22 protein-coding genes and 3 pseudogenes are annotated in these 24,491 nt (G+C 57.3%); 15 read left to right on the forward strand and 10 right to left on the reverse strand.

Features of this window, described 5'->3' with window-relative positions; genetic code table 11:
• Nucleotides 1–12: 12 nt before the first annotated feature.
• From QM780_RS16130 to QM780_RS16145, 4 genes are read right to left on the reverse strand one after another with little or no spacing between them, the layout of a single operon-like run.
• Entirely contained in the window at nt 13–684 is a 672-nt protein-coding gene (locus tag QM780_RS16130; protein WP_415071458.1) for a glycosyltransferase family 2 protein, read from the reverse strand.
• On the reverse strand, nt 681–1,439 hold the full coding sequence (locus QM780_RS16135; RefSeq protein WP_415071459.1) for a glycosyltransferase family 2 protein: 759 nt from the start codon (nt 1,437–1,439) through the stop codon (nt 681–683). Before QM780_RS16135 ends, QM780_RS16130 begins: the two co-directional genes overlap by 4 nt.
• Entirely contained in the window at nt 1,436–2,515 is a 1,080-nt protein-coding gene (locus QM780_RS16140; RefSeq protein WP_415071460.1) for a serine kinase, read from the reverse strand. The genes QM780_RS16135 and QM780_RS16140 overlap by 4 nt, the downstream gene beginning before the upstream one ends.
• Nucleotides 2,485–2,928 (reverse strand): PqqD family protein, encoded by a 444-nt coding sequence (locus tag QM780_RS16145; RefSeq protein WP_415071461.1) that lies wholly within the window; start codon nt 2,926–2,928, stop codon nt 2,485–2,487. The genes QM780_RS16140 and QM780_RS16145 overlap by 31 nt, the downstream gene beginning before the upstream one ends.
• A 208-nt stretch (nt 2,929–3,136) precedes the next feature.
• Here QM780_RS16145 and QM780_RS16150 point away from each other — a divergent pair.
• Nucleotides 3,137–3,577, forward strand: a pseudogene (locus QM780_RS16150) (class I SAM-dependent methyltransferase); the annotation flags it as partial.
• Here QM780_RS16150 and QM780_RS16155 read toward each other — a convergent pair.
• Together QM780_RS16155 and QM780_RS16160 are read right to left on the reverse strand one after the other, a co-directional pair.
• Nucleotides 3,570–4,086, reverse strand: a pseudogene (locus tag QM780_RS16155) (SRPBCC domain-containing protein). The pseudogenes QM780_RS16150 and QM780_RS16155 sit on opposite strands and share 8 nt — an antisense overlap.
• A gap of 50 nt (nt 4,087–4,136) precedes the next feature.
• A complete protein-coding gene (locus QM780_RS16160; protein ID WP_415071462.1) occupies nt 4,137–4,610 on the reverse strand; it encodes an SRPBCC family protein in 474 nt (157 codons plus the stop codon).
• 177 nt (nt 4,611–4,787) lie between these two features.
• On the opposite strand from QM780_RS16160, the gene QM780_RS16165 reads away from it, so the two are divergent.
• From QM780_RS16165 to QM780_RS16180, 4 genes are all read left to right on the forward strand, one after another.
• Entirely contained in the window at nt 4,788–5,177 is a 390-nt protein-coding gene (locus QM780_RS16165; protein ID WP_415071463.1) for a YciI family protein, read from the forward strand.
• Between the two features lies 1 nt (nt 5,178).
• A complete protein-coding gene (locus QM780_RS16170; RefSeq protein ID WP_415071464.1) occupies nt 5,179–6,432 on the forward strand; it encodes an RNA polymerase sigma factor in 1,254 nt (417 codons plus the stop codon).
• Nucleotides 6,433–6,503: 71 nt separating this feature from the next.
• Nucleotides 6,504–6,917, forward strand: a complete 414-nt coding sequence (locus QM780_RS16175) for a VOC family protein (RefSeq protein ID WP_415071465.1) — start codon at nt 6,504–6,506, stop codon at nt 6,915–6,917.
• A 40-nt stretch (nt 6,918–6,957) separates the two neighbouring features.
• Entirely contained in the window at nt 6,958–7,308 is a 351-nt protein-coding gene (locus QM780_RS16180) for a hypothetical protein (protein WP_415071466.1), read from the forward strand.
• A gap of 1 nt (nt 7,309) precedes the next feature.
• Here QM780_RS16180 and QM780_RS16185 read toward each other — a convergent pair whose 3' ends face one another.
• Both QM780_RS16185 and QM780_RS16190 read right to left on the reverse strand, forming a co-directional pair.
• Entirely contained in the window at nt 7,310–8,038 is a 729-nt protein-coding gene (locus tag QM780_RS16185) for an NAD(P)/FAD-dependent oxidoreductase (RefSeq protein WP_415071467.1), read from the reverse strand.
• Between the two features lie 22 nt (nt 8,039–8,060).
• Nucleotides 8,061–8,852 (reverse strand): annotated as a pseudogene (locus QM780_RS16190) (FAD-dependent oxidoreductase); the annotation flags it as partial.
• 211 nt (nt 8,853–9,063) lie between these two features.
• On the opposite strand from QM780_RS16190, the gene QM780_RS16195 reads away from it, so the two are divergent.
• The gene (locus QM780_RS16195; protein WP_415071468.1) at nt 9,064–10,518 is read left to right on the forward strand and encodes a fatty acid desaturase; all 1,455 of its coding nucleotides are present in this window, start codon (nt 9,064–9,066) and stop codon (nt 10,516–10,518) included.
• Nucleotides 10,519–10,555: 37 nt separating this feature from the next.
• Here QM780_RS16195 and QM780_RS16200 read toward each other — a convergent pair whose 3' ends face one another.
• Nucleotides 10,556–12,391 carry a cyclic nucleotide-binding and patatin-like phospholipase domain-containing protein gene (locus tag QM780_RS16200; RefSeq protein WP_415071469.1) on the reverse strand — a complete coding sequence of 612 codons (1,836 nt, stop codon included), beginning with the start codon at nt 12,389–12,391 and terminating at the stop codon, nt 10,556–10,558.
• A gap of 677 nt (nt 12,392–13,068) precedes the next feature.
• On the opposite strand from QM780_RS16200, the gene QM780_RS16205 reads away from it, so the two are divergent.
• The 4 genes from QM780_RS16205 (at nt 13,069) to QM780_RS16220 (ending at nt 17,077) form a co-directional block, all read left to right on the forward strand.
• Nucleotides 13,069–14,013 carry a LysR family transcriptional regulator gene (locus tag QM780_RS16205; protein WP_415071470.1) on the forward strand — a complete coding sequence of 315 codons (945 nt, stop codon included), beginning with the start codon at nt 13,069–13,071 and terminating at the stop codon, nt 14,011–14,013.
• 110 nt (nt 14,014–14,123) lie between these two features.
• Entirely contained in the window at nt 14,124–14,963 is an 840-nt protein-coding gene (locus tag QM780_RS16210) for a hypothetical protein (RefSeq protein WP_415071471.1), read from the forward strand.
• Nucleotides 14,960–16,027, forward strand: coding sequence for a putative urea ABC transporter substrate-binding protein (locus QM780_RS16215; protein WP_415071472.1), 1,068 nt, complete (start codon nt 14,960–14,962; stop codon nt 16,025–16,027). Before QM780_RS16210 ends, QM780_RS16215 begins: the two co-directional genes overlap by 4 nt.
• 15 nt (nt 16,028–16,042) lie before the next feature.
• Nucleotides 16,043–17,077: an isopenicillin N synthase family dioxygenase gene (locus tag QM780_RS16220; protein ID WP_415071473.1), complete on the forward strand. Its 1,035-nt coding sequence runs from the start codon at nt 16,043–16,045 to the stop codon at nt 17,075–17,077.
• A gap of 402 nt (nt 17,078–17,479) precedes the next feature.
• Here QM780_RS16220 and QM780_RS16225 read toward each other — a convergent pair whose 3' ends face one another.
• On the reverse strand, nt 17,480–18,211 hold the full coding sequence (locus QM780_RS16225) for an HAD family hydrolase (RefSeq protein WP_415071474.1): 732 nt from the start codon (nt 18,209–18,211) through the stop codon (nt 17,480–17,482).
• 168 nt (nt 18,212–18,379) lie between these two features.
• Here QM780_RS16225 and QM780_RS16230 point away from each other — a divergent pair, with 168 nt between their 5' ends.
• The 5 genes from QM780_RS16230 to QM780_RS16250 all read left to right on the forward strand — a co-directional run bounded on the left by QM780_RS16230 (nt 18,380) and on the right by QM780_RS16250 (nt 24,485).
• Nucleotides 18,380–20,779, forward strand: coding sequence for a GcvT family protein (locus QM780_RS16230; RefSeq protein WP_415071475.1), 2,400 nt, complete (start codon nt 18,380–18,382; stop codon nt 20,777–20,779).
• The gene (locus tag QM780_RS16235; protein WP_415071476.1) at nt 20,776–21,687 is read left to right on the forward strand and encodes a carbohydrate ABC transporter permease; all 912 of its coding nucleotides are present in this window, start codon (nt 20,776–20,778) and stop codon (nt 21,685–21,687) included. The genes QM780_RS16230 and QM780_RS16235 overlap by 4 nt, the downstream gene beginning before the upstream one ends.
• Nucleotides 21,687–22,520 carry a carbohydrate ABC transporter permease gene (locus tag QM780_RS16240; protein WP_415071477.1) on the forward strand — a complete coding sequence of 278 codons (834 nt, stop codon included), beginning with the start codon at nt 21,687–21,689 and terminating at the stop codon, nt 22,518–22,520. The genes QM780_RS16235 and QM780_RS16240 overlap by 1 nt, the downstream gene beginning before the upstream one ends.
• Nucleotide 22,521: 1 nt before the next feature.
• Nucleotides 22,522–23,361 (forward strand): DeoR/GlpR family DNA-binding transcription regulator, encoded by an 840-nt coding sequence (locus tag QM780_RS16245; protein ID WP_415071478.1) that lies wholly within the window; start codon nt 22,522–22,524, stop codon nt 23,359–23,361.
• A 173-nt stretch (nt 23,362–23,534) separates the two neighbouring features.
• Nucleotides 23,535–24,485: a phosphotransferase gene (locus tag QM780_RS16250; RefSeq protein ID WP_415071479.1), complete on the forward strand. Its 951-nt coding sequence runs from the start codon at nt 23,535–23,537 to the stop codon at nt 24,483–24,485.
• Nucleotides 24,486–24,491 lie beyond the last annotated feature (6 nt).

Below are 24,491 nucleotides of genomic sequence, written 5' to 3' on the forward strand. Positions count from 1 at the left end.
GCGCCCGAAGCACTAAGCTGATGACGACGCGCGGCGGCGAAGAACGGAACGCCGTGCCGCGAACAGATACCCTCTTCCGGCGGCTTCACTTCGCTTATGAGTCAAACTGCCCGGGCGGAGCCGCCTGAGTGCCAGAACCTCCGGTATAAGGTGGAGAAGGCTTCCTGCTTCGCGGATGCGTGCGAGCCAGTCGACCAGTTCGCCGACGCCCCCGGGCGGATCGCAAACGGGACCAGCTGCGAGAGCGACGTCCGTGCGGATGACCATCGTCGTTCTCGTCCATGCGTCCGCGGTCCATCCACTGCCGTCATCGGGGCGCCCGTCGCGAAATTGGCGCGTCCGTGCGAAACATCCGGAGATATCCGGGTTGGATTGAAACTCGCGGAGCTGCGTCTCCATTTTATGAGGAAGCCAGACATCATCGGAATCGAGTCCTGCGATCATGCCTGTCGTCACCGCGCGCAGCGCCGAGTTGGTCGCCTCGCCGCTTCCTTTGTTTGCCTGCCGAATGAGCCGAATATCAGCGCCCATGTGAGCAACGATATCTGCGGTTCGGTCTGTCGATCCGTCGTCGACAACGATGATTTCGCTTGGGCCTACGGTTTGTGCGCGGACGGATGCAATGGCGTCTGCGATGAAGGCCTCCGAATTGTAAGCGGGAATAATCACGCTATAGGCGCTCATTTTGCCCACCTCTCGAGATCGGCCAGATGGTCCGAACTGAAGATGTCCCTTGGCATCTCGAAGCCGGCAAGTTTCGAGCGCCGCTTGCGCGCACGAAACAGGGCGCGCATCAGCTCGTGTTGAGCCTGCTTTCGTTGCTCTGTAATGCCACCATTGTTTTTGCGATAATAAACGCCAACCTCGTCCGACACGAAATAGTTCGGTCGCTCCTCGAATATGCGCATTAAGTAATCAAGGTCCTCCGACTGCACGAGCGTTTCGTCGAACAGGCCGACGCGGTCGATGAGTGTGCGCCGGTACAATCCCGCCGCGAGCTGCACAACGCGGCCGTCGACAGCGTTCGCTCCGATGCGAGGCGAAAGCGTGTGCTGATCCTCAAAATCGAAAAAGCGAACCTTTGCATAGATCAAATCGATAGCCGCATCGGCTTCGAGGATGGCGATATCGCGCTTCATTCTTCCATCGGGAGAAAGATCGTCGGCATCAAGGAATGATACGACGTCTGTATCTTCCGAAAGCGCTTTCAGCCCGGCGTTGCGCGTTTTCGAGATGCCGCCGTGTGCATTTTCAATGAGCCTGATTTCCGGCTCCGATGCCATCAATTCGCGAACGACGGCGCAGGTCCGGTCGCTTGAGCCGTCATCAATCACGATAATATCCAACGTTGCAGCGTCTCGCTGGCGAAGCAACGATCTGATGGACGAAGCGATCGTCGCCTCGGCCTCGTAAGCGGGTATAATGATCGCGGCTTTCATGATGCGTTTCCGCCAATGAAATTACGAATGGCGTCGGCGATCTCCGCCGGGTTTTCGCTGAGAGCCAGATGATACGCTGGCAATGCACGTGCGATCGAAGCAAGAAGGCCGAAATCCTCCTTCCAGGTGCCGTAGAGCTGATAGAGCGAACTGGGTGCAAGAGACATCATCGCTTCCCGGCCGCTCGCCGGCCGAAACGAGGATCGCGCCGCGCCGGATATCTGCGGTATCAGGATTGCTTTCATCGCAAGTCTGCCGGCGCGTGCGCCCGGCCTTAGGCTGTCGAAATCGAATTCGAATTTGCCCTGCCAGTTCGGACCTTCGAAGGCAACACTCTTGAGACCGAGACGGCGCAGACCTGCTTCATCTTGCTTCATCAGGCGCAAAACGGGTTGGGTTTCGATCCGGCCGTGTGCAAAGCGCACCGCGACGTAGTCATCTCCGGCGCTTTCGAGGCCATTCAAGATGCCGGAAAGGGTGGTCCCCGATTTGCCCGCTCCGCCGGCGCCCGCCAAAAAGACGCCTTCGCGGGCGTGGCCGAGCGTCCCCGCGTGGATCATTCCGCGATCCTCCGATCGCGCCGACCAATGGATCAAGAGCCGCGCGGGGAATGATCCCTCCCATGCTGGCCGGCTATCGAAGGATGGCATGACTTGCACGGCCAGCGCGCGGTCGGGATCGTAGACGTACCAGATGCGATGATCCGGATCGTAAGCACCGCGCAGACCTTGTTCGGCGAGCGCCAGCGCGACATTACCCATTCCGGGCGAAGCACCCGGCCAGAATGGCAACGCGGGTAGCGAAGCGTGGTCTAGTATCGCTAGCGTGACCGGCCGCAGATCTTCGTCTTCGCTCGCGGAAGCCGTGGGATACGCGCGCTCGCAAAGCCTAAGATAGTCGGGCGAGGAGCAACCAAACCTCAGAGACACTCCCGCAATCTCAAAGGTTTGTTTGGAGGCGAGATTTTGGAACTCCCACTCGGCAAAATCGAGGAGGGTCCGGCAATACTCAACGATCAGGTGGGCGTAGCGCTCGCGCGTTGCGCTCAGGCTACTTCCGATTTGCGCACTGGCCATCCTGCTGCTTCCTCAACATCGTGGATGGGATCGGCCATGATCAGCTCCGCGAGATCGTCGAACATCTCGACAGACGGTGGCTTGTCGCTTGTCAGCAGTTTTTGAAGTGTGGCCTCGTCGATCGGCGCGGAACTCGGCGCGTCGGAAGGGACAAGACAGCCGTATCCGACTAGCTTTTGCAGAAATTCATGGATCGACGCGAAATTCGTTGGTCCGTTTGTTCCCGTTGCTTCTGCGAGCGATTGTGTCGAGACTCCCGAGACGACGGCCCGCCAAATAGCGCTCGCTGTCTCGTCCATGCTGAAATATTTGCCGCAGCTCAAATCCAACACCACGAACTCGCCGTCGAACTCCTCGGAGACGATGTCGGCGCTCGCGATGACGTATTGTGTGGGGTAAGAAACGACGCTCACCTGACGGCCCCTGCCTGATCAAAAGCGAGCAATCGTGAATATCCTGCGATTTACTGTCAATTTTGCAAGGCGGTTTTCCCCCAGTTAGTTCGCATAAGGACTTTCAATTTCGATCCTTGTGGCGAGAATAGCTCATCACCTGATTGGAAGGTCACAGCTGATGAACGTCGCAGCTCCACGAGAGAAACCGGCTGCCGAATGGCCGGAGATGTTGTTCCCGCAATTGCCGACGGCCGTGAGCGAACCCTGGTTTGCCGACAAAGAATTCACCTCGGACTGGGTCCATTGGAAACTCGGTTTTTGGCAGAGTCTTGCCAAGCAGATTACCGTCCGATCTCCTTCCATTCTGGAAATCGGATCGTGGGAAGGCCGCTCCGCAATAGCCTGGCTCAACCTTCTTCCAAACAGCTCCCTGACCTGCATCGATTATTGGGGCGGAGACGAGAACCATCGTTTCAATCGCAACACCTCAGCGTGGAAACACCGCATTACCAGGATGCGGAGCGAATCCGGCCGTGCGCTCGAGAAACTGCTCGTCGGGAAGAAATTGTATGATTTGATCTACGTGGACGGAAGCCACACCCTGGGCGGATCGCTGCAAGACACGGTCCTGGCTTGGCCGATGCTGAAGAAGGACGGAATTATTCTTTGGGATGACTATGAATGGGAGCCGCATCTCCCTGCCAACGAACGACCAAAGGAAGCAATCGATTGGTTCGTCGCAAAGCATGGCAGGGAATTAGACATTCCATTCCGCCGACGGAATCGTCCAGAGCTTTCTTTGAGGGATAGAGTTCACTCAGGACCAAAAGAGTTCTGGTCGCCTTTCTGCTCGAACGTCACCGTAGTTATGGCACCGTCATCACTTTCCTCGTTTGTCCAAACGAGGCGAGAATTCGGTATTACGTCAATGTACCTGCCGAAGAACACCATCGGCTTCGAAGCGCCGTCGCCCATCTCGAAGCGATATTTGCCCCCGACGTGAGCATTCACGTCACAGGATAGCAGCGATAGCCCCATCGACGTCGGCGCCCACCACTTTTTGAGCAAGACCGGATTGGTCCATGCCTCGAACACGATGCGCGCCGGACCGTTGAAGGTCCGCGTGACCACCAGATCGCGCTCAGATGTTCGTTCGACTGTCGTATGATTTTCCATGGGAAGGTCCCTCTCAATCTCTACATCAATAGACCCGGTAAAAGAGTTGATCAGTCGGGGATGTTGGGTTCGACGAGACGTGCAAGTTGGGCGAGCGACTGCTGCCAGCCGAGATAGCAGGCTTCGATAGGAATGACGCCAGGCACTCCCGATTGCTCGATCTCGATCTCCGTGCCCACAGACACGGGCTTCAGATCCACGGTCACGCGCATGATTCCGGGAAGGTTCGGATCATCGAATCTGTCGGTGTAGCGGATGCGTTCGTGTGGGATGAGTTCCAGGTATTCGCCACCGAATGAATGGCTGTTTCCGGTCGTGAAGTTCGCAAACGACATCCGGAACGTGCCGCCGACCTTCGGGGCCATATGTTCGACGTGGCAAGTAAAGCCGTCGGGGGGCAACCATTTCGCCATCGCATCCGCTTCCAGAAAGGCCCGATAGACCTTCTCGGGTTTGGCCGCGAAAACGCGGTGCAACCGAACGGTGTTTGTCTGTGCCGCGGCGGCTTGCTTCTTATCCGGCATAACGTTTTCCCTTTTTACTGACGAAAAGTGCTGGCACAGATCGCCATCTTCGAGTTTCCACTCTAGGACGATGCCGAGATATCGGACCCGACAAACATCCGATCATTTATTTTTCTATTTGCATGTCGGCCCCAGGCTTGCCGAGCCGTCTTCAATACAACCGTAAGGGAAACGCCCATGCTCTACACGCTGCTTTGCTATAATAAGGAAGATGTCGTCTGGTCTTGGACGAAGGAAGAAGACGATGCGGTCATGGAGCGCCTGAATGTCGTCCACGAAAGGCTGGTGAAGGAAGGAAAGCTCGGACCGGCACTACGCCTATTGCCGACGACGGCCGCCACAACGCTACGTGCACCCAACATGGTGATCGACGGGCCCTTCGCCGAGACCAAGGAACAGCTTCTCGGCTTCTACGTCATCGATGTCCCGGATCTCGACGGCGCTTTGGCGATTGCGCGCGAGCTTTCGGCGGCCAATCCGACGAGCGTCTACGAGATCCGTCCGGTTGCTCTCTATGTGCCTGAAGCGCGAGCCAATGCGCCGAAGGAGCGTATCAAAGCCTATTGAGATGACAGAGCTGATCTGCGATCCCGCCTGGATGCATGGTGCCCTGACGGCGGCCCGGCCGCAGGCCATCAGCGCGTTGCTCCGCTATTTCCGCGATATGGACGCGGCGGAAGAGGCCTATCAGGAGGCCTGTCTGCGTGCACTCGACAGCTGGCCCCGCAATGGACCACCACGCGATCCGACGGCGTGGCTCATTCTTGTCGGTCGAAATGCGACCTTGGACCGGGTGCGCAAGCGTAGCCGAGACGTAGAGCTGCCGCCGGACGACACGATCTCGGACCTTGATGACGTCGAGGCGCCGATGGTCGAACGTCTCGACGGCTCGCACTATCGCGATGATGTCCTGAGACTGCTGTTCATCTGTTGCCATCCCGAACTTCCGGCTACCCAGCAGATCGCACTTGCCCTCCGCATCGTCTCGGGTCTTTCGGTGGCGCAGATCGCTCGCGCGTTTCTTGTCAGCGACGCGGCGATGGAGCAGCGTATCACGCGTGCCAAGGCACGCATCGCCAAGGCTGATGTACCATTCGAGACGCCAGGTGCGGTCGAGCGTGCGGAACGGCTCGCTGCTGTCGCCGCCATGATTTATCTGCTCTTCAACGAAGGCTATTCCGCCGGAAACGATCCGGCGCGCGCTCCGCTGTGCGACGAAGCTATCCGTCTTGCACGTCTGCTTCTGCGTTTGTTCCAGACTGAGCCTGAGATAATGGGACTAACCGCGCTGATGCTGTTGCAGCAGTCTCGATTACCCGCGCGCTTCGATGCCGCCGGCGAAGTCGTTCTTCTCGAGGATCAGGATCGTTCGCTTTGGAACGCTAAGCTCATCAGCGAAGGTCTCGCGCTCATCGATAAAGCGATGCGCCATAACCGGCCGGGCCCCTATCAGGTTCAGGCTGCGATCGCGGCAACGCACGCCCGGGCTGCCACCGCCGCGGAAACCGATTGGGCGGGCATAGATGCTCTTTATAGCGCGCTCGAACGAATGCAGCCTTCGCCGGTCATAACACTCAATCGCGCGGTCGCGACCTCCAAGGTTCGCGGGCCGGAGGCAGGGCTCGCGTTGATCGTGCCGCTCGAGGCCGCGTTGTCCGGATACTTTCATTATTTCGGTGTTCGAGGCGCGTTCCTGCTGCAACTTGGCCGTTTGACCGAGGCGCAAGCAGATTTCGACCGCGCCATCGCTTTGGCCGCGACGCCCGCCCAAGCCGCACATATTCGCCAACACCTCGACCGACTGATGCAGGACGCGAGATAAATTTTTTATGCGAGCGGTGTCGGATCGACGCCTGTTGCCCCGTCATTGAGATGCAGCAAATGGAGATGGTCATGTCCGACTACAAGTATCCCAATCCGCCGGTCAAAGGCGGCGCCGTCGCCTACCTATCCGTCGATGGCGCGGTGAAAGCAGCTGAATTTTACAAGAAGGCATTTGCCGCAGAGTTGGCCGCTCTAATACCGCCCGACGATAAAGGCCGCACCATGCACGCGCACGTCTATATCAATGGTGCGTCCGTGATGATGAGCGACTTCTATCCCGAGCACGGACATCCCCCGGTTGCTCCCGCAGGCTTCAGCGTGATGCTGAAAGTCGATGACGCCGATGCCTGGTACAATCGTGCGATAGAAGCGGGATGCACCGCGATCATGCCGCTCGACAACATGTTCTGGGGCGACCGTTATGGTCAGATGAAGGACCCCTTCGGTGTCATCTGGGCCATCAACGGGCCGTTGAAGAAATGAACAACTCCCCCTGACCCCGAAAAAGAATTGGAGGACTGAAATGAAAACATATCTCGCGGTTTTTATGGGTAGTCCTGCGGCGATGGACGCATGGAAGGCGCTCCCCGATGCTGAGCGCAAACGGCGCGAAGAGAGTGGTATCGCGGCGTGGCACAAGTGGGTCGCCGATCATAAGGACGCAATCGCCGAGATGGGCTCTCCCCTCGGCAAGACCAAGCGCACCGACAAGAACGGAGTTTCCGATGTGCGCAACGAACTCGGCGCGTGGACGCTCGTGAAGGCGAATTCTCAGGATGAGGCCGCGCGACTATTTCTCAACCATCCGCATTTCACGATCTTCCCCGGTGATCGGGTGGAAGTGATGGAGTGTCTGCCGATCCCAAAAATGTAATTCAGCAGGGTTTCTTCTCTCGGTGCCAAATCGTTTTGCCGCGATCATGCCACCAATCGTCAAACTTCATCGCGGTCGTCACGGCCTTCACGGCGGCCGAGCGGACCGGCTCTGGCGGCATCGGCCAAGATCGGCGATTTACGAACCACAGATCGGTAAGCTCAGTCTTTCGGTCGAGGACGAGATCACGAATGATGCGACCGTTCATGAGAGTCAACGCTATGCCGTGGCCGGTGCAACCAATCGCGTAGACTGCCCTGCCGCCGTCGAGCGTACCGACTTGCGGCGTTGAGTTTGGCGTCACCGAGAATGCGCCACCCCACCGATAGTCAATTCGCAGAGATTTGAGCGCGGGAAATGTCTCGGCAAGGAAGCCTTCAAGATGCTCCCATGCCGTCGGATACGCATCGTTGTCCATATCGCCCGCATAGGGAACCAGCCCGGGTCCACCGCCGACGAGCAACCGTCCGTCGGGCGTCAGGCGATAGAAATGCATGAAGTTGCGTGCATCCTCTATGCCTTCTCGACCTGCCCAGCCGATCGCGGCGCGTTGCTTATCGGAAAGCTTCTCCGTGACGATGATGTACGCGAATGCCGGAGTTTGCTTGGCTTGCAGCGCCGGCAAAAGATGCGAATAGCCGTTCGACGCATAGACGACGCGATCCGCGACCACGGAACCGCCGTCCGTCGTAAGACGAAAGCGGCTTCCGTCGCGCCGAACTTCGCGCACTCTCGTCGACTTCGAACAGCTGAGCGCCGCTGTCCAGCGTCAGCCGCCTCAGAGCATTCAACCATTTTACAGGATTGATGAGACCGCAGCGGGGTTCATAGCAGGCGCCAAAATAGCTCTCCGAATGGACGCGTGCCTGTGTCTGTGCCCGATCGAGCCATTGAAATCCCCCGACGCCGAGGGAGTCGAAAATTTCGATCTCCTTCTGGATGCGTGCGACATAGGCGGGCGATGTCGCGACTTTCAGAAAGCCGCTGCGTTCGTAATCGCAATCGAGCGAGTGGCTTCTCAGCATATCTTCTAGAGCGCCAATGGCTTGCTCCATATAGATGTGGGCATCCCGGACGGCCTGATTGCCGTGCAACGATTTCATCAGGCCGATAGAAGCGCCAAACAAGCTCATCACGAAGCCGGCGTTGCGGCCACTTGCGCCAAATCCAGTGCGCTCGGCTTCGAGCACCGTGACGTCGAGTGCCGGGTCGGCGGACTTCAAATGGTACGCGGCGGAGAGACCCGTATAACCGCCGCCGATGATTACCACGTCGGTTTTTATGTCGGAGCGAAGCGCAGGACTTGGGCCAGGCGCCGATCGATCGGCCATCCAGTAGTTGCTAGCCCAAATGCCAGCCTGCGCGGCCATCCGCGAGTCTCCAGGATATGTGGTCCATTGCATAGCACGCCCATCTACAGCATGTCCCATAGGGTCCTCCCAGCCAATTGAGTAAAGAGCCAATAGTCGGGCACCGACATTGCAGCGGTAACGCAAGGAACAGCATCGACCGCATGAGGTCGGTAATTGGCTGTCAAACGACATTTCCTCCGCGTGCTGCGGCGTTCCGTTGTGTCGCTCCGACCTTCACTCTCAGCACTGCGATGGCGAATGACGTGCCTCTGGGAGCAGACGACTAGCCGTCTGCACCTTCACGACGTCTTGCGTAGTTCAATCTTGGGGAAGTGATATGAGCGAAGACGCGCTCCCGATAGCCGCCACGGAGTTTTCTTCATCCACCGAAACACGTTCCGGTGTGAGCAAAATAAGTTTGCTCCGCGCGATGCTGACCGCGTTTGCCTCCATCATGGCTGGATATTTTGTTCTTGCCGCTGGGATGCTTTATTGGCTGGTTGCGGGAGCCGGAGCATTGGGCGCCAAGATCGTACCTCGGTCGGTTATCAAGCGGCACCCGCTCGGTTGGCTCATCGCCACGACGGTTCTCACTTCGGTAATCTCCCAGTCTGTTCCAGGGTTCTTTCCTGACTATTCCAACCCGCGCGACATCCTTATCGAGATTAGTTTTTGGCTGTCCCTCGGTCTCCTTGCGCGAGCCTATCTGTTCTATACGGAGTGCGCCGAGACTTTCGATGGCCTCAAAGCGTCAATTGCAGAGCGTCCCATCGAGCGTTGGCTCGCGAGCGTTCTCCACCATCCGGTCGACGCGATCTTCACGCGGATCTGGGTAGCGAACTCTATTCTCATGGCTCCGATGACCGTGCTTTTAATTCTGCCCAGCACGATCAACTATTTCGTCATCATGGCTTACGCGACGACGCTGCTATTGGGCCAGTTCCCGCAGGAGATTGTCGAGCACCAGAACATCCACACGCGCGTCTTTGCTCCGAAGATAGGCGCAAGTCCGCGTATCAAGATGCTGCTCGGCGTGCTGCAATTCTATTTCGAGTATGTCTTTGCATTGCTGACCTCGCGCGTGCCGGGATTTTATCGCGTGCAGCACGTCTACGTGCATCACACGGAGGACAATGGTCCGCTCGATACGCAGACAACACTGCCTTACGACCGGACAAGCTTCTTCGATTTCAGCCTGCATGCTTTCTGGCAAAGCGTGGATCTGGTGTCAGGCTGCCTGCTCCTTCAGTACCTCATAAAAAAAGGGAAAAAGCGTCAAATTCGCGAAGTTATTCGTGGACTTGTTATTTGGTACGCATTCGTGTTCGCCGTCGCGATCTTCAATCCAGCGGCTGCCGTGTATCTCTTCATTTCACGCTTCCTTGGTGGCCCCTTCATTACTTTGATCACGTTCTATCAGCATGGCCTCGTCGACCCGAACGATCCGCACGAGGTTCATGGCCACACGATCGACTTCGTTGATGCCGAGCATGGCAATCTCGGATTCGACTATCATGTGGAACACCATCAGAAGCCGGCGCGGCACTGGAGCCACTACTACGAGCAATATCTGAAGTCTGCCGGCGAAGAGGGCGGCCACAAGGCCATCGTGATGCAAAAGGAACAATTTGGTCCGTTGGCGCTGATGGCCGCGCTGTGGCGCAAGGATTACGTTGCCATCGCCCGGCACGCTCACATCCACGACGTCCCCGACGACGATCTCCAAGCGCTAACCCGAATTGTGGACGAACGCACTCTCCCACTCGGCTCGGAAGCACGTGCCGGTACATCGGCGACCGCCGATCGCGTCATATCCCGTCTGATGGCCGCCGCCCTACCGACGTCGTTTGCAGTCTAATCGTTCTGATTTGTGCCTTTGCCAGCGGCATTTCCGGTTAGGTCTTAGACCTCATCCACGAGGCTGGGTCACGCGAAGCTATTGCCCGACGACAGTATTCATAGGCGGCGTCCATAACTTCCGTGTGCCGACGCCAATCAAGTGCGCCCATTCCGGCGGGCGTTGGCGGCACCAACAGCCAATCATCTGGTTCTAAATGGCGATCGAAACGGCCGCGATTAGCCATCAAGCTTCGAACGAGGACTGTTGCAGCGGATGGAGCCGCCGGCAAAGGTTGTCCCGAGAAAGGATTGAGCGTTCGCCAAATCAAGTCACCGCGTTTGGGAAGCGCCGCGTAGTCAACGGCGAATTTCTGTCCTTCAGCCCCGTGGAAACTCACGACGACATTAGGTCCACGCTTCAGAGCATGCATCGACTCGATTGGGACATTCGAGATCACCGAGCCGTCGACGAGCATGCGGCCATCCTCCGTATAGAATGGCGGCAGCAAGCCAGGTATTGCCGCACTCGCGCGGATGGCCTGCCACAAATGACCGGAGCGATGAACCTCGGCTTCGTAATTCGACAGATCAGCCGAAACAGCGAAATAGGGCTTCCAAAGATCCTCGATGCGCACACCGCCATATTCACGTTTGAGGTGATCATCAAAATGAGTGTGATCGAGCAGGCCGTACTTCGGTAGGGTGTAGTGCGAAAGGGCTCTTCCCTCGATAAACATCCGATGCACGCCGGCATCTATCGCAAGCGGATTGAGATCCTTCGCGAACGCTGCAGCCATCGCGGCGCCGCCGGAAGTTCCCCCCAATATATCGAACGCTATGCCCGCTTCGCGAAACGCCCGGTAAACCCCGATATGGGCCGCGCAGTACGCACCACCTCCGCAGGCCACGAAGCCCAAAGCTTCACCTGCCAGGAAACGCCAGAGGCGGCCAATGTCATCGGCACTGTTGAGCGCTACGTGATGATGCATCGCGGGCTCCCTCAGCGCGAGCCAATAGCGCGTGCCCTCCGCAAATCCGCTTTGCGCGTGGACGATCACCAGCCTCCGTGAAGCACGCGGATGCACTGACAGCGCAAAGGCTTCGAGATTTCCCAACGGAACGGTCGCTGATACGCGCTCATCGAAGGAAGAAGCGACAATCACTATCTCATCCGCTTGCCGGATCGATTTTTCGCTCCAGAGGGTCAGTTCTTCATCAGTGATAAATACGATCGTTTCGAAGCGACCTTCGAGTTCATTCAGCGCTTCGGTAAAATCCAGATCGGTATCGCAAGGGCCACCGATGACATCGGTTATCGTCGCGCTTGAGACGACCAGCGTGCCGGATCTGGCCGAAGCAGCTTGTGCAAATTCTTTTAGAAACGGCGGCGCAACAAATCCCGAAGTTGCTCCGATGACGGCAATTGTGCGCGGCCTCGGCCTCGCACGCGGTGCAACGGAACTATGGGTCGTCTCGAAGTTACGTCGTGTTTCTGCTGCTAGGCGCTCGGCGAGCGTTGCCGTGACGGCGGCCCAAGCTGCGGAGGAGTTTTCGGAAATCGCATCGAAGTCGGCGCGTGTCAGACGCACGAGAATTCCGTCTCGAATAGCTCGCACCGTCGCGGTTCTTTTGCCGCCCGCCAAAAATGCGATTTCGCCGATTGTCGAACCGCGCGAAATCTCGGCGACCGTGCCGGAATAGTCGCGGATTTCGACGGCAAAACGTCCCGATAGGACGACGTAGAGAGCGTTTGCGGGTTCGCCTTGTCGGACGACTAACTCACCGCGACGGACATGGATCGGCTGCAAGCGATCTTCGAGAAGCCGAAGCGCCGCGGCGGGAAGATCTCTGAAAATGGCGACGCTGGAAAGCGCAAACCGGTTGGACGACATCGAGGCCGAATGGAGAGCGTTTTAAATAATGATATCACGGCCGCTCGTCGGTTCTCCCAACATTGCATCGCAATATAAAAAAGAAGATGAAAATCGCCGAGCGGAAGCAGCGGGGGTGTCAAACCACCGTCCAAACCAAACATTTCGCTCACTCACACCCGAAGTCTAGGTAGAGAAATGGTCGCTAGACGATCTATCAGCTAATGAGACAATGGTTGGTGCATATCCCTATCACGGTCCACGGCCCGCAAGCCGATCAAACAGGCCGGATACACATCAGCGACTTCCTATCCTCACGCGCGTTTCTCGATTGTGTCGAGAAGCCCGCCCACACTCTCTGCGACGCGGACATCGCGGAGTGTTCGACTCTTGTTCGGGGTGGCGCGCCGGAGGTGATGAAGATGAGAACTTCCGGATCATCGTTAAGTTTGATTGATAGCTGTACTATATAGTGAGCTTAGTGCCTTCCGGCACGATGTCCCCTCTGAAGTCATCAACGGAAATAGACACGACCGGTAATTGCGGTCCGCTTGGGGCCAGCAGCCGACACGGGCCTCGACGCTCTCATGCGAACAATGGGAAAACGCCGAGACAAATGGTCTAGTCGGGGTGGGTTGGCAGGCCGCCAGCACGCGTTATGTTGAAGTGTTTCAAGCGTCGCGGGCAAGCTCAAACACATGGCCGAAGGATCACGCGTCTCGAAAAGCGGCCAGCTTTTTGCGCGAAATCTCGATTGGAACCTCGTTAAACTTTTCCTCGGCATCGTCCGCTCCGGTGGTATCAGCACGGCTGCGCGCGCGCTCAACAAGCAACAGCCGACGATCAGTGCGGGCCTGAAACGCCTTGAAGACCATGTCGGCGCTCCGCTTTTCGTTCGCACTGCCCGTGGCGTCGCTCTGACACCGGCGGGGCGCTCTTTTCTCAAGGCCGCTGAAGACATCGAAGTCTTGATCACAGGTCTGCCGGGGGAGGTCGCGCGCACTTCGGGGCATCTTCAGGGGCTCGTGACCGTGCGCGTGATCTCGGATCTCGTATCTCCCGAATTCGACCACGCGATGGTCGCTTTCCATCAGGTCAACCCCGAAGTGGAGATTCGCCTCGACATTGCTCCTTGGCGCGACGTCGTTCTGTCGGTGAAGGATGGCAGCGCCGATATCGGCATCGCCTGCGATGCGGTAACGAGCACCGATCTTTGTTACCGGCCGCTCATGCGGGAATGGCAGCAGCTCTATTGCGGCAGGGGGCATCCAGCCTTCGGTCAAAGGACATTGGAGCCCGAGGCCGCATCGGACGAAATTTTCGTTCTGACAGGTGAGGACGAGCCAGCGGAGCTTGCGAGCTTTCGGCAGCGATATGGCCTCGGCGAGCGCGCAGGCGGTTCGGCGGAGACGTTGCACGAAGTCAAGCGCCTCATTCAAATCGGCATCGGTATTGGCTTTCTGCCAACAGTGGTTGCTGCGGAGGCCGTCAACGCGGGCGAGCTATGGCCAATGCTCAAGCCGGATATCCTGCCGACATACCATGTCTACCTGGTCACGCGAGATGCCAACCTCGGAGCGCCGGCACGGGCGCTTCTCGACATGATCGACATGCATCTGAAGCCTGCGGACCCTAAAGACTAAGCTGCGCGAGCCGCCGAGCCATAGATTCCATTTATGGCTCGTATCGATATGCAACTGCTTCTGGCGTCGCCTAGCCAATGCCATCGTGCCCTATCGTAGAAGGGGCGCAGATGGTTGGAATTAAGGATACGCTTGGCCTGTGGGAGCGATCGCTTATCGCTTGGCCCGACGGACGTCAGGATACGACGACGTACGTCGCGTGGATGCAGGGGCCGAATTTATTCGCTGATCTGCGCCAGCCGCCCAATGCGCCGTCGTTCGATGGGGTTTTGTGTCTCAACGATCTTGAACCTGCTCATCTCGATTGGCTGGCCGGCCAGGAGGGGTTTGCCGGTCGCTTTGTGGTCGCTGGCGATGCCTTCGAATGGCAGCGGATAATCGATTTTCAATGCCCGAGCGATGCCGCAGACGCCGGGTATCTCGCATTCTCCGAGGGGGTGCTTGTCGAGCGAGGCAGAGATATCCCTTACATCGAGCACTGGCATCAAACTGCGCAGCGCTTTTCCCCGCACTTTGCCATCCGAATGAAGGATCAGCACGGGATTGAGGGATTTCTCGTCCGTATCGGCGATATCTTCATGTACGTCCGCAACCGAGCCGAGACGCTTCCGCATGGAGGTTCGCTCGCGGAATTGGTGGCGAAGCATTCGCTTGCGGAAGCGCGTGCGCTTCTTGATTGCGAAATTTCGTTGGGGCGCATTCACGGCGCATCCTGGTCGATCGGCCGGTCCAGCCTTCCTTTCCGGGTTAAGGCCGATCTTGCGCCATCGTTCTCGCTCGACGGAAAAAATCTGACGACCACCGACATCACCGCAACAGGGACGCCATCCGTACGACATTGGAAAATCGTCGACCTCGACGTCGGCGACGAACAACAAACGATTTCAGGGCAGGAACACGACGAAGGAGCGCTTTCCTTTTTCCGCTCAATAACAGGGAGAGCCTCATGACAATGCGTTTGCTTCTTCGTTTCGTCGTCTGCACCTTTGTTCTGCTTTTTGCCGCGCTGCCTCATCCGGCACGTGCAGAGCCGACCTTCAAGGTCGCGTGGTCGATTTACACGGGTTACCTGCCGTGGCCTTATGCGCAGCACGCCGGCATCCTGCAGAAGTGGGCGAAAAAGTACGGCATCAATATCGAGTTGGTTCAGGTCAACGATTACATCGAATTGATCAATCAGTTCACCGGTGGAAAAGCGGACGCCGTCGCTGCCACGACGATGGATGCTCTGACCATTCCCGCGGTCGGCGGAGTCGACACAACCATTCCGATCCTGGGCGACTATTCGAACGGCAACGACGGAATTGTTCTGAAGGGCGCGAATAAGACATTTGCGGACCTCAAGGGTAAGAAGATCAACCTCGTCGAGTTCTCGGTTTCGCACTACATGCTGGCCCGGGCATTCGAAACGCACCATATGAATATTGATGATGTGAAGCTGCAGAATGTTTCGGATGCGGACTTCGTGGCAGCTTTTCAGACGCCTGACGTCGATGCGGTCGTTGCATGGAACCCGGCTTTCATCGAGCTGAAGAAGCAGCCGAACGTCAGCGTCGTTTATCAGTCCACCGAAATGCCGGGAGAACTGGTCGACGCTCTGCTCGTCAATACCAAGGTGTTGAAAGACCATCCGGAGTTGGGGAAAGCACTGACTGGAGCTTGGTTCGAAACGCTCGACGTCATCAAGGGCAACGACGAGAAAAGTGCGGAAGCACGCAAGTTCATGGCCGATCTGTCGGGGACGACGGTCGAGAGCATCAACTCGCAGATCGGGACGACGGCGTTCTATTACGATCCCGCCTTCGGTGCCAAGTCGATCCGCTCGCCGGAAATGGTGACAGCAATGGACCTCGTGCGCAGCTTCTGTTTCGATCACCAGCTCATGGGTAATGGCGCCAAGTCCAAGGACGCGATTGGCATTCAGTTGCCGGGAAAGACGCTTGGCGACACGTCGAACATCAAGCTCCGGCTCGACGATACGTTCATGCAGCTTGCAGCTGATCACAAGCTTTGAGACGAGAGGACGAAAATGACCACTCCAGCAAACTTTTCCAGCATTCCGATCGTCGATATTGCGAAGCTGCGAACGGGTACGCTTGCCGAGAAAAAGGCAGTCGCGGATGAACTCGGAAAGGCAGCGCGAACGGTCGGCTTCGTCTACGTTACGGGTGCCGGTATCGACGAGTTCCTCTTCCATGGCGTCCTCGAAGCAACCAAGCGCTTCTTCGCTTTGCCTGAGAACGAGAAGATGAAGGTCTATATCGGCAACTCGCGTAACCATCGCGGCTACGTCCCGGAGGGCGAAGAAGTCTTCGCCTCCGGGACGAAGGACAAAAAGGAGGCTTACGACCTCTCGATCGATTTACCCGCCGATGACCCCGATTACGCTTCCGGGAATCCGCTCTTGGGGCCCAATCAATGGCCCGACCTGCCCGGCTTCGCAAAGGCGGTTGACGATTACTATATGGCCGTCTTCGCGCTCGGCCGGGTTCTTTTGCGCGGTTTCTCAATGGCGATCGGCGAGGAGCCGACATTCTTCGACCAGTACGTGACGAAGCCGCCGAGCCAGTTGCGACTCATCCACTACCCATTTGACGCCAGCGCCGAGGATCGGCCTGGGATCGGCGCTCACACCGACTATGAGTGCTTTACCCTGCTGCGGGCGACAGCTCCCGGGCTCGAAGTGATGAACGGTGCCGGTGACTGGATCGACGCGCCGCCTGTACCTGGCGCCTATGTCGTCAATATCGGCGACATGATGGAAATCTGGACGAACGGCGAATTTACGGCAACGTCCCATCGTGTGCGGAAGGTGTCTGAGGAGCGCTACTCGTTTCCGCTCTTCTTCGCGGCGGATTACGATACGGTCGTCGCTCCTTTGCCGCGTTTCGCAAACGGCGACAAACCTCTGAAAGCATCGCTGAAAGCGGGTGAGCACCTCTTCGCGCAGACCATGCAGAGCTTCACCTACCTGAAGGAGCGCCGCGCGCGCGGTGAGATCGTTCTGCCCGAGGGATCGGCTCCGCTATCCTCCTTTGGTCAGGAAGCACGTCAGAAATATTGACGGACTTGAATCGATGATCGCTCTTTTCAAGCCTTGGCTCGCGGGTTTCTCGCGAAAAAATGAGAACCACTGGGAAAATGGAGGTGCATCTAGAGAAAGACTTTCAGAAGTATCATTAGCCACATTCGCTTTTCTTTGAGAGGTGCGTGATCGGGTATGTCGATCGGGAGGCGTTCCATCTCTCGTACATTCCGAGTCAAAGCGGTCGATTGAGAGCCATCAAATGCCTGCCGCTTGCTTGGGTAAGCGGACGATCAACATCAAAATTGGCGTCGCGCCGTGACAGCTTGGGCGTTCCGGCGAAGCGTTCTCCGTGAAGATTAGGAATTGGTTTTTTGGGGAGGGCGATGACGAAATTCTCCATAAAAGCCTATTTACCGTAATCTTAACGATCCACAGCCTTCAGATCTGCGTTGCCGCCTTTGTTGGTAAGTTAAAAAGCGCACCGAGTTCGACGACGCTGTCGATGACAACGTCGGCATAAGGTTCGAGATCGACCTGCCGGTAAGGGCCGGAAAGAACGCCGACACGCAGACCAAATCCGGCGCGGCGGCCCATTTCCAAATCATGAATTGAGTCCCCGATGATTGCGCAGTTTTCGGGATCGAGGCCAGTGTGTTGCGCGAATGCGAGGCCCATTCCCGGTTCCGGCTTTGCGCCGTGGCCGCTGTCGCAGCCGACACAAAACTCAAACAAGTCGAGTATCCCGCTGAAGCGTCCGAGAGAGGCTTGCATGCCATCGAATGTGTCGTTTGTCGCCAATCCCAGGCGGTAGCCCGCGTCGCGCAATCGTTCGATCTCTTCGATCGAACCGTCGATTAACGTCGCATGCTCGGCCCCGCCATCCCGGAAATTGCGCGATACGACTTCGTAAAGATCGGCCGATGATCTGTTTTTCAGAACTTGAGCGAAGTGGTCAGCGATGACGGTAACATCTGAGCCGATCAGAAGTGCACCAGGCTTGACGATATCGGTCTCCGGGTCATGGCCGGATGCCCGCAACAGTTCGGCCGCGACGTCCGGGTCACCGCCTGCAGCGTCCAGCGCCATACGTCGATTGATAGGGATCCAGGTTTTATAGAAGTCCAGAATTGTGCCGTCCTTGTCGAAGAGGAGCCCTTTGATTTGCTGCATCGTTGCTTCCGCTGGTCAGAGTTCCGCCCCGGATAATCTCATCGTCTTTGATTTTGACGAGATATCTGTCAAAAAATTACACATAATTTGTAATTTTTCAACAAAAAGAGTTGCGATGTGCGTTTGTGTGAGGCATCCTGGGGTAGGTTCTCGGATTGGTGCATGCAAATGACGAGTCTTCCTTCACACGCGCGTATCGTGATTGTCGGCGGAGGCATCGTCGGCTGTTCGACGGCTTACCATCTGGCCAAGATGGGCTGCACCGAAGTCGTTCTCATCGAGAAGGGGCAGTTGACGTCGGGGACGACTTGGCACGCGGCCGGTGCCATCGGAAATCTGCGGGGCAACAGCAGTCTCACGCGCCTCGTCAAAGATTCCATCGATCTATACGAGACGCTCGAAGCAGAAACCGGCCAGGCGACGGGCTGGGTGCAGACGGGCTCGTTGCGGTTGGCTTCGTCAGATGGACGGCAAGCGGAACTTGAGCGATTGCTCACGCTGGTGCGCAGCTATGGGATAGAGGCTGATCTCATTTCACCTCAGGAGGCACAGGCGAAGCTGCCGATTATGCAAGTCGACGACGTGCGTTGTGCGCTTTGGCTGCCGAATGACGGCATGGCAAATCCCAGCGACGTCACGATGTCGATGGCAAAGGGTGCGCGCCAGAATGGCGTGAAGATCTTCGAGCGGACTCGCGTTTTGAAGATCGATGTCGTCAACAACGAAGTGCGTGGCGTCACGACGGATCAGGGAACGATCACGTGCGAAACGTTGGTCCTGTGCACCGGAATTTGGACGCGTGAACTCGCCGCTACGATTGGTGTGAGCGTTCCGCTTCAGCCGACGTACGTCCAATACGCCATTACCGAACCGATGCCCGGCTTGCCGCGGCATGCGCCCAGTCTGCGCGATCCGGATCTCGGCACATTTTTCAAGGAAGAGGTCGGAGGTCTTTCGTTCGGAGGCTATGAGCGCACGCCGGTTCCTTATCTCGAAAGCCCGGTTCTTCCGAACGAGGAGTTCAAGCTCTTTGAGGAAAACATCGAGAATTTCGAATACCTGATGGAAGGCGCGCTCCATCGTATCCCGTCACTTGCAAATGTCGGCATAAAAACCTGGATTCACGGTCTCGACAGTTTCACCCACGACGGTACGTTCATTCTTGGCGAAGCACCCGAAGTTCGAAATGTCTTCGTCGGGGCAGGATTCAACGGCTTCGGAATCGCTTCTGGCGGCGGTGCGGGCAAAGCTCTTGCATCTTGGATTCTAGAGGGCGAGCAGCCCTATGATCTTTGGTCTGCCGACATTCGTCGCTTCGGCGCCTACATGCGATCAGACCGGCAAGTTGCCGTTCGCGCGATGGAAGGCTTTGCTAATCACTATGCAAAGGGAGATCCGACGGAGATCTTCAAAGCCGGACGGCCGCTGCGCCTCAGTCCGCTTCACACGCTTTGCGAGGGGGCAGGCGCTGTCTTCGAGCCTATTCAAGCTTGGGAAGTTCCGGCGTGGTATGCGCCGCGTGGCGAGGCGATGGAGGATGCTATCGCCAACGAGCGGTCGGCGGCCGACAACGGAGTAGCTCTATTCGATCTCAGCGCAATAGCGAAGTTTCGCGTTCTCGGGGCCAACGCGACGGATGCCCTGCAAGTCATCGCGACATCCGACGTTGGGCGGGACAGCCGCGCGACTCGCACGCTCTTTCTAAGCAGTCGCGGGCATATTCAAGCCGATGTACTGGTTTTGCCGTTGAGGGCGAACGATCAGCTGGTGTGCGCGCCGGCAAATCGCGCGACCATCGTCGACGCCTATCTTCGAAGCCATTTGTTCGGTCGCGACAATGTTGTCTCCGTCGACGTGACTGCTGGTTATGCGGCCATCGGGCTTGTCGGGCCACGAACCGCAGAAGTTTTGCGCGCGACGATAGATGGCGTATTCGATGCCGTAACGGCCGCTCCATCAACAGTAGCATCCACGACATTGGCTGGCGCGCCGGTGACTTTGGTTTGCGCGCCGGAGGGGCAAGCCCTCGATTGGTTGCTTGTTGTTTCGTCCGAGTATGCCGTCGCCGTGTGGAATGCTCTCGCTGCCGCCGGATCTAAGGCCGCCGGAATTCCAGCCGGTGCGCGCGCTTTGGCACGCATCAAGCTCGAAGCGGGAACGGCCGATTGGGGCCGTGACTTCGGTGCCGACGCGACGCCTTTGGAAGCTGGACTTGCCAATCTCGTCGATTTTGAAAAATCGGATTTTGTCGGCCGCGACGCGCTGATCAGCGCGCGTGCCGCGGTGCCGAGCAAACAACTTATTCGCTTCTCCAGCGCAGATGGCGGTGCTGTCCTAAGTGGTGCTGAAGCCATTTTTTGCGACGACAAATGTGTCGGCTGGACGACGAGCGGGGGCTGGTCGAAGCGTCTTGGTCGGGCGATCGCCATTGGTTTTGTGCGCGCGACGCCAGGGAAGAGCATTAATCTTGGGGGCACCTTTGAGCTTCGCAAGGGCGGGGCAAGAATTCCTGTCCAGGTGATGTCTAGCGAAGCTTTCGATTCTCATTCGGTACGGGCTGCCGAATGAGCAATACGGCCAGCAAACGCCGGATGTTGAACGACCGATCGGTCTTCATTCTCTTTTGCATGGTGCCGGTCGTTCTGTTTCTCACTATCACTTCGCTCGTGCCGAGCGTGATGGCGATTGCGGACAGCCTCACCGACTGGCGACTGACGAGTTTTGGAAGCCACGATATTTTCGTTGGGCTTTCCAATTATCGCCGACTGCTCGGCGACGATCCGCAGTTTTGGAGCGCCGTCATCCGGACCCTCGTTTTCGTGGTCATTGTAGTTCCAGCCGAGTTGGCCCTCGGGATGGCCATCGCGCTATTTCTTGCGCGCGAATTCAAAGGGCGGCGGCTCGTTCTGACATTGCTGATGATCCCAACGATGATTGCGCCCGTCGTTGTAGCAATGACTTGGCGGTTCATGCTGATGCCGAGCTTCGGGCTGTTCACGTATGTGTTGAACACATTCGGATTGTTCAACAATACATCCGTCTTTTCCGGAGAAATCTCAGCGTTCGCCGCGATCATGCTGATCGATATCTGGGAATGGACCCCATTTATGATGCTGATCTTGCTCTCAGGGTTAAACGCGTTGCCGCAAGAGCCGGTCGAGGCGGCGGAGCTTGATGGTGCAACGCGTGCGCAGATATTCTTTCATGTTCAGCTTCCAATGTTGAAGCCGCTGATCGTCATCGCTGTCTTGTTTCGAACGATCGATGCGTCGAAGGTGTTTGACACGATCTATGTGTTGACCGGCGGCGGTCCGGGCGCGAACGCGACGGAATCCCTGACGCTGTTCGCACAGAAGACCATATTCGGGACGTGGCAGCTCGGGTATGGCGCGGCCGTATGTCAGGTGCTCGCCTTTTTGTCGATCGTAGCGGCGGCACTTTTCTATTCAGCCGTTTCGAAAAGCGAGGCTCAGTGATGTGGCGGGGGCGCGGACATCTTCGTGGCTTGGTCTTTTGGGCCATTCCGCTAGCCATCCTGCTTGTTGTGGCGATCGTCCCATATGCATGGATGTTCCTATCGAGCTTCAAGCCACGAGCAGCGATATTCGTCTCGCCGCCGACTTTTCTGTTTTCGCCGACGCTTGGCAATTATGAAACCGTTCTCTTCCGCAAGCACTTCGATGGGTACTTGCTCAACTCGCTGATCATCGGCGTGACAAGCACTGTGTTCGCCGTGTTTATCGGGACGCTTTCGGCATACGCCTTTTCGCGTTTCCGAATTCCGGCCAAGAGCCACTTGTTCTTCTGGATCCTGTCAACCCGACTTGGTCCGCCGGTCGCGTATGCGTTGCCCCTCTATCTGCTCTTTTACCAGCTCGGCCTGTTGCGCGCCGGTATTGCGATCATCATCGCCCATGCCAGCTTCAATCTCGTCCTGGTCGTATGGATGATGCGGGCGTTCTTCGATGAAGTTCCCCGGGAAGTCGAAGAAGCAGCAGAAATTGACGGGTGTGGTCCGTTCGGCGTCTTTTTTCGTGTCAGCTTGCCGATGGCTTGGCCTGGACTGATTACCGTTACGATCTTCGTTCTGCTATTTTCCTGGAACGAACTGCTCTTTTCCTTAATCCTGACGTCCGGCGGAGAGCGTACCATTACAGTGATGATCCCCACGTTGGTTTCTCAGACGAGTACCTTGTGGGGAGAAGTCGCGGCGGCATCAACGTTGCAGTCGATTCCTGTTATCATCTTCACGTTCTTCGTTCAGAAGCACCTCGTTCGAGGGCTGACGTTCGGTGCGGTGAAAGGTTAGCATGGCACACGACTCGGAAAAATCACGGAAATTGCGCGGCGCCGACCGGCTGCAGCGGATCCTTCTGACGTTACGGGCGAATTCTACGATTCGTCTGAATGAGCTTGCGGACGAGTTCGGCGTCAGCAGTGAAACCATTCGCCGCGATCTCGATAAACTCAGCAGCCAAGGTCTAATCAATCGGACGCACGGCGGTGCTTCCGTAGTCCCGCTCGGAACCGATCCAACTTTAAAGCAACGCCTGGAAATGAATAAAGGCGAGCGGGCAGGGATCGCTCGCGAAGCTATGACATTGGTTTCGCCCGGCGAGGTTTTGATGATCAGTTCCGGCGTTACGGCGTTTGGATTTGCTCAGCGCTTGGCAACAAGCGCCGTTGACGTCACCGTGCTGACACCAAGCGTAAACGTAGCGACTACGCTCAGCAGCAATCCTGCGACGCGCGTGCTGCTGATGCCAGGCGAATACTATCCTGGCGAAGCGACCGTGATCGGCCAGGAAACGACAAATTTCGTTTCTCGCTTCCGAGCAAACACTGTCTTCATCGGTGCAAGCGGTCTGACTGAAGAAGGTGCCTTTGAATCGATTCCCGGGATTACCTGGAATCTCCGTGCGATGATGGAGCGATCGGAGCGTGTGGTCCTGCTGACCGATCATACCAAGTTCGGCATGCGTCGTCTGGATCTTGTCTGTCCACTCGACGACATCGATGTCCTCGTCACCGATCGGCTGCCCGAGGGCAACTTGCTCAACGCCATCCGACGAGCAGGGGTCGAATTACGGATCGCACGCGTGGAAGGCGACGACGAAGACGTCGCTCTTTCCGCGGCTCTCTCCAGCTAATTCTTGAATATTCGTGATTGCAGGTCGCCAAATTTGCCCGGCGGCTGCGGGCTTGCGTCCTAATATCGCAAAAAATCCAACTATGTTTGTGGAATTAGTCACAAAAATTGTTGGACTAATTTTATGATTGGCGTATTCTTTGGCAGGCACAGAAATGAGGCAGGGAAATCGGCATGATCGATCCCGGCTGGTCTCAGGACCAGATCAAGGCCTACATCCTCGAACTTCCGCTATGGCGTGCGCCGCGTGCGACGCCGTTGTTGGGCGGCCTGACTAATCTTTCCTGGTTGATCGATGATAATTCGACGCGTTCGGTCGCTCGCGTGGGCTTCGATATCGTGCCGCACGATATGTACGACCGGTTCATTCGCACGGCGATCTGTGCGGCGGCGGACATTGGGGTCAATCCGAGGCTTCGCCATATCGAGCCGTCGCTTGCCGTGATGGAATATGTGCCGGGCGGTTCGCTGTCGCTCGACGACCTGAAGAACTGGGCGCAGGTCGAGCAAGTGCTCTTGCTTCTGCGAACGCTGCATCGCGGAACGTCGAAGCTTATCGGGCCGACACGTTACGTCTCTTATTTTGAAGCGGTCCGAGGTTACTGCCGACAGCTTCGTGCGCTCGGAAGCCGGATTACGCCGGAGCTTCCAGAGCATGAAAAACTCGCGGACGCCTTAGAAGCTGAAGTCTTGCCGTTTACGCCCGCTTTCACCCAGAACGATCCGCTGCCGCAAAACTTCATCCGCGACGGTTGCGGCGGTCTCAAGCTCGTCGATTGGGATCATGGCGGCGTGGGGCATCCCTTCAACGATGTAGCGGGCTTTCTGGTCAACGGCGAAATCCCGCGCGCGCTTTGGCCTGCCGCGCTGGAAGCCTACGGTATCGCGGCGGATCGGATTGCAGTCCGCCAACTTTCGATCTTCGCTGTCATAGCGACGCTGCGTGAATATCTGTGGGCTCCGCTGCAAGAGCTCGTATCGGTAGTTCCAGGTGAGAAAGTTGCGGCCGCCATGGGGAACCTCTTTCCCGGAGAAGCCGCAGACTACGTCGGCTATGGGGCCGTCAATCACCGTCGCTTCCTTCGCGTGCTGGCTCAGCATTGCCAGGAATTCGGAGGTTCGTGAGAGAGC

Source organism: Hyphomicrobium sp. (genome assembly GCF_047600905.1).
Taxonomy (GTDB): Bacteria; Pseudomonadota; Alphaproteobacteria; order Rhizobiales; family Hyphomicrobiaceae; genus Hyphomicrobium_B.